The following is a 4,944-nucleotide window of genomic DNA, read 5'->3' as shown; positions in this document are numbered from 1 at the left end:
GCAGCGCGGCGGCGTCGGTTTTGCCAGATTAGGTTTTTTCCTTTTGCCTGGAGTTTTCGATGCCTCTGACCGCTTCCAGCCGACGTGATTTCCTCAGCCACGGCGTGCGCCTTACTGCCGCAGGCAGCCTGATGATGGCTGGCATGAGCAGCGCCGCCCGTCCCGACACACCACCGGTCTCGCCCACCCCGCCGCCTGCCGTGGCGCACTATCAACTGCTGAATATGCGCCTCGAAGAGGGATTTGAGCGCGACGGCGCGGAGATAGTCGCCACCCGCACTGCGCTGTACGACATCACCATTAAAGAAGGCAAGTTCAGCGCCATTAGCGCCGCCGGCCAGGCGCGCCAGCCTGCCCTGCCGCAGTGGGATGCCGGCGGTGCGCTGCTGTTACCGCGCACGCGGGACATGCACATCCATCTGGATAAAACCTTCTACGGCGGACCATGGCAGGCACCGCGCCCGCGGCAGGGCAAGACCATCATGGATATGATTGCGCGCGAGCAGGTGCTGATTCCCCAACTGCTGCCAACCTCGCAGGCGCGCGCCGAAGCGCTGATTGGCCTGCTGCAAAGTAAAGGCAGCACCGAAGCGCGCAGCCACTGCAACATCGATCCAGTCAGTGGCCTGAAAAGTCTCGAACATCTGCAACTGGCGCTGGCCAACCATCCGGCGTTTCGCTGTGAGATCGTCGCCTTTCCGCAGCATGGTTTGCTGCATTCGCAGGTCGACGGCCTGATGCGTGAGGCGATGCAGCTCGGCGTGCAGTATGTCGGTGGGCTGGATCCCACCAACGTGGATGGTGCCATGCAGGCTTCGCTTGATGCGATGTTCCGCATCGCGCTCGATTACGATCGCGGCGTGGACATTCATCTGCATGAGACCAGCGCCGCCGGCGTGGCAGCCATTCAGTACATGATCGCCACCATCGCCCGTAATCCGCAGCTGAAAGGCAAAGTGACGCTGAGCCACGGTTTCGCGCTCGCCACGCTGGAAGGTAAGGCGCTGGATGAGATTATCGCCGGCATGGCCGAACAGCAGATGAGCGTGGCGTCAACGATTCCGATTGGCAAGCTGACGATGCCATTGCCGCAGTTGCAGGCAGCGGGCGTGACGGTGATGACCGGCACCGACAGCGTGATCGATCACTGGTCGCCGTTCGGTACCGGCAGCATGCTGGAGAAAGCCAATCTGTATGCCCAGCTGTATCGCGGATCGGATGAGTTTGGCCTGAGCCGCGCGCTGCATATCGCCACCGGCGGCATTCTGCCGCTCGCCAATAGCGGGGAGCGCCAGTGGCCGCAGCTGCAGGATGAAGCCAGTATGATGCTGGTCGACGCCAGCTGCTCGGCGGAAGCCGTGGCGCGCATTGCGCCGGTGCGCGCTACGTTCCAGCGCGGCACGCCGGTATTCAGCGCCTGAAGGCGCATCGCAGCCAGCACCAGCACGCCAGACCCGGCCAGAAAAAAGCCTCCCGCAGGAGGCTTTGGAAGGTGACACCGGCGCGGCAAGCCCGATGATAATGCTGGATTTAAGACAACATCTGAATCGCCAGCGCATACAGGCGCTGGTGCTCATCGTCATTAACAGGCTCTTCTTCCGCATAACAGGCAATCATGGAGCTGACTTTATCGGAGGATAACGTCTCTCCATGCAGATGCAGCGTTAGCACGGCGCGGCCGACGATTTTCAGAACGTCTTCGTTTTGTCCCTGGACATAGTGACTCAATGAGGTGACCTCTGAAGTAATTATTAATTGCCAAATGGCGCGCTAAATATAAAGCAAAGCGGTTAGGATTTTTACTCAGATTTACCGCGTAACAGGTAACATATAAGCGAAATCTTACTGAAAATAGCCGTAACATGCGGCGATATTGCCGCTTACCTGCCGCTAATATCATTTTTTCCCTCGAAAAAGCGTTTTTACCGTTCGTGCTGCCTGGTGTGAAATTCGGAACATTCATTAAAACTTTGCGATAGTTGCACCTCATCATTGACCTGACAAAGCGCAACGACTGACTAATTTCACAACGTGATTATTATCGCAATTGCCGTTGCCGATAGGCCGCCTTTCTGCCAGACTGGCCGCCGCTATTCCTGCTACTACCTGAGATGCTCCTGTGACTGCTTTTTCTACCCTGACGCAACTGCCTGCCAGCCAGCTCGACAACCTGCGCGAGATGGGCTTCGACGCCATGACGCCGATTCAGGCCGCTTCCCTGCCGGCCATCCTTAGCGGACGCGATGTGCGGGCGCAGGCGCAAACCGGCAGCGGCAAAACCGCCGCCTTCGGTATCGGCGTGCTGAACCGCATCGACAGCGGGCGTTTTCATACCCAGGCGCTGGTGCTGTGCCCGACGCGTGAACTGGCCGACCAGGTCAGCAACGTGCTGCGTCAGCTGGCGCGCTTCACCCGCAACATCAAGATCCTGACGCTGTGCGGCGGCCAGCCAATGAGTGCGCAGCGCGACTCGCTGGTGCACGCGCCGCATATTGTGGTCGGCACGCCGGGGCGCATCCTCGATCATCTCAAGCGTGACAATCTCGATTTAAGTCAGTTGCAGAGCCTGGTGCTGGACGAAGCCGATCGCATGCTGGAGATGGGTTTCCGCGACGATATGGAAGCTATCATTGGCTTTACGCCGGATTCGCGTCAGACGCTACTGTTCTCCGCCACCTGGCCCGATACCATTGCCAGCCTGAGTCAGCGCTTTCAGCGCGATGCGCTGGCGGTAGCGACCGAAGCGCAGTCGGAACTGCCGGCGATTGAGCAGCAGTTTATTGAAACCAGCGCCAGCGAGCGTATCAACCTGCTCAGCGCTCTGCTCAGCCAGCAGCAACCGGCTTCCTGCGTGGTATTCTGCAACACCAAACGGGAATGCGATGAGATTGCGGCCGCGCTCAACGATCGCCAGATCAGCGCGCTGGCGCTGCACGGCGATCTGGAACAGCGCGATCGCGAACGCGTGCTGATTCGCTTTGCCAACGGCAGCATCCGCGTGCTGATCGCCACCGACGTCGCCGCACGCGGCCTCGACATTAAATCGCTGGCGCTGGTGGTTAACTTCCAGCTGGCGTGGGATCCGGAAGTGCACATTCACCGCATTGGCCGTACCGGCCGCGCCGGCGAACAGGGGCTGGCGGTCAGCTTTGTGGCGGCCGACGAAATGGTGCGCGCTCATGCGCTGGAAGATTACCTGCAGCAGAAGCTCAACTGGCAGCCGGCCAGCACGCTGAAAGGCAAAGGCGCACAGCCGCTGCCGGCGGCGATGATGACGCTGTGCATTGACGGTGGGCGTAAAGCCAAGATGCGTCCCGGCGATATTCTGGGCGCCCTGACCGGTGAAGCCGGTTTCAGCGGCGATCAGATCGGTAAAATCGATCTCACCCCGACCCATGCGTATGTCGCCATCGACGCCACACAGGCGAAGAAAGCGCTGATCAAGCTGAAAGAGGGCAAGATCAAAGGCAAAAGTGTGCGCGCGATTCTGCTGAAGTAACTGTCGTGAGCGTGAGGGCGATCGCCCTTACGCTAAATTTTCATCGCCCTTCCCTTCATTTTTTTTCTCCGCTGCCGATAAGTTAATCATGGCGCTATTGCCCTGCCCTTTACTCCGCCCAGATTCTGCCCCGAGGCCACAATGGATAATTTTCAGAAAGAGATCGATGAACGCGCCAACCTTGCGCTTTCTAACAAGTTCGAACTGCTGCTGTTCCGGCTGGGTTCCGATCGGCTGAAAGGCAAGTCTGAGCTGTACGGCATCAACGTATTTAAACTGCGTGAAATTGTGCCGATGCCGACCATTACCCGCGCCGCCGGCATGAATTCACCGCTGCTCGGCATGGCCAGCATTCGCGGCCAGTTTATTCCGGTAATCGACCTGCCGGCAGTAACCGGTTGTAAACCGGAAACCGGCCTCAACCTGCTGCTGGTGACCGAATACGCGCGCAGCACCCAGGCATTTGCCGTGGAATCGGTGGAGAACATTGTGCGTCTCGACTGGAATCAGGTGCACACGGCGGAAGCGGGCATCGGCAGCCGTAACATCACCAGCATCGCCTGTCTGGACACCGACGGTCAGAGCAACAATCTGGCACTGGTGCTCGACGTCGAGCAGATTCTGTATGACATCATTCCGTCGGTGCGTGGTGTTGAGCCGAGCGAAGAGACGGCGAAGAATTTCAACCTTAAACCCGGCCAGGTAGCGATTGTTGCTGAAGACTCCAAAGTGGCGCGTCAGCTGCTGGAACAGGGGCTGAAAAGCATGGGCATTCCGGCCATCATGCACAATACCGGGCTTGAAGCGTGGATTAAAATCAGCGAGATGCAGAAAGAAGCACAGGCTAACGGCGAGTCGATTCACGACAAAATCGCGCTGGTGCTGACCGACCTCGAAATGCCGGAGATGGACGGCTTTACCCTGACGCGCAACATCAAGCGCGACGACGCGCTGCGGCAGATTCCGGTGGTGATTCACTCTTCGCTGTCAGGTAGCGCCAACGAAGATCACGTGCGCAAAGTGGGCGCTGACGGTTACGTCGCTAAGTTTGAAATCAACGAGCTTTCCAGCGTGATTTATCGCGTGCTGGAGAAGAAGCGCTAAGCGCTTACCCCGATTATCCCCTCAGGCGCGATGTTCGCGCCTTTTTTGTGCCCGCTCGCCTGCCTTCAGCAGCGTTACCGTAACGACGTATTTATCCTGTCTTACTGATCTATTAATCGTCTGAGGTCACCATGAATGGTGACCCTACAGGGCCTCTGCGTGTTTTTTGCAGGGGTGCAATTTATTGCGCGTTCCGCCACGGTGCGGGAAATGAAATGCGCGATGAATCGCGCCGCTACGGTTTGTGCGACGGGGTAATGCAGATATCGCATCCGCAATGAATCATGATGGCGCGACGTGTCACGCAGATATCCCTTTCATAGGATGCCGCTGATAACCGC

Annotated in this window: 4 protein-coding genes; 3 read left to right on the top strand and 1 reads right to left on the bottom strand. The window is 58.4% G+C overall.

Annotated features, from left to right (window positions below; all coding sequences use genetic code 11):
- Positions 1 to 59: 59 nt before the first annotated feature.
- Complete coding sequence (locus ERD80_RS19760; RefSeq protein WP_136548231.1) at positions 60 to 1,421, top strand: amidohydrolase family protein; 1,362 nt, start codon at positions 60 to 62, stop codon at positions 1,419 to 1,421.
- Between the two features lie 109 nt (positions 1,422 to 1,530).
- On the opposite strand, the gene ERD80_RS19755 is transcribed toward ERD80_RS19760, so the two are convergent.
- Entirely contained in the window at positions 1,531 to 1,728 is a 198-nt protein-coding gene (locus tag ERD80_RS19755) for a hypothetical protein (RefSeq protein WP_010618157.1), read from the bottom strand.
- 391 nt (positions 1,729 to 2,119) lie between these two features.
- Between ERD80_RS19755 and dbpA the strand changes: the two genes are divergently transcribed.
- Together dbpA and ERD80_RS19745 are read left to right on the top strand one after the other, a co-directional pair.
- Positions 2,120 to 3,499: an ATP-dependent RNA helicase DbpA gene (dbpA, locus tag ERD80_RS19750; RefSeq protein ID WP_136548229.1), complete on the top strand. Its 1,380-nt coding sequence runs from the start codon at positions 2,120 to 2,122 to the stop codon at positions 3,497 to 3,499.
- A gap of 141 nt (positions 3,500 to 3,640) precedes the next feature.
- Positions 3,641 to 4,603, top strand: a complete 963-nt coding sequence (locus tag ERD80_RS19745) for a chemotaxis protein (RefSeq protein WP_021507259.1) — start codon at positions 3,641 to 3,643, stop codon at positions 4,601 to 4,603.
- The last annotated feature ends 341 nt before the right edge of the window (positions 4,604 to 4,944 follow it).

Origin of the sequence: Pantoea sp. R102 (assembly GCF_004916815.1) — a bacterium.
GTDB classification, from domain to species: domain Bacteria; phylum Pseudomonadota; class Gammaproteobacteria; order Enterobacterales; family Enterobacteriaceae; genus Pantoea; species Pantoea dispersa.
This window is presented reverse-complemented; position numbering and strand designations above follow the sequence as displayed.

Coding starts and splice junctions, on each gene's coding strand:
- ERD80_RS19760 (WP_136548231.1), top strand. CDS start 60: ATGCCTCTGACCGCTTCCAGCCGACGTGATTTCCTCAGCCACGGCGTG.
- ERD80_RS19745 (WP_021507259.1), top strand. CDS start 3,641: ATGGATAATTTTCAGAAAGAGATCGATGAACGCGCCAACCTTGCGCTT.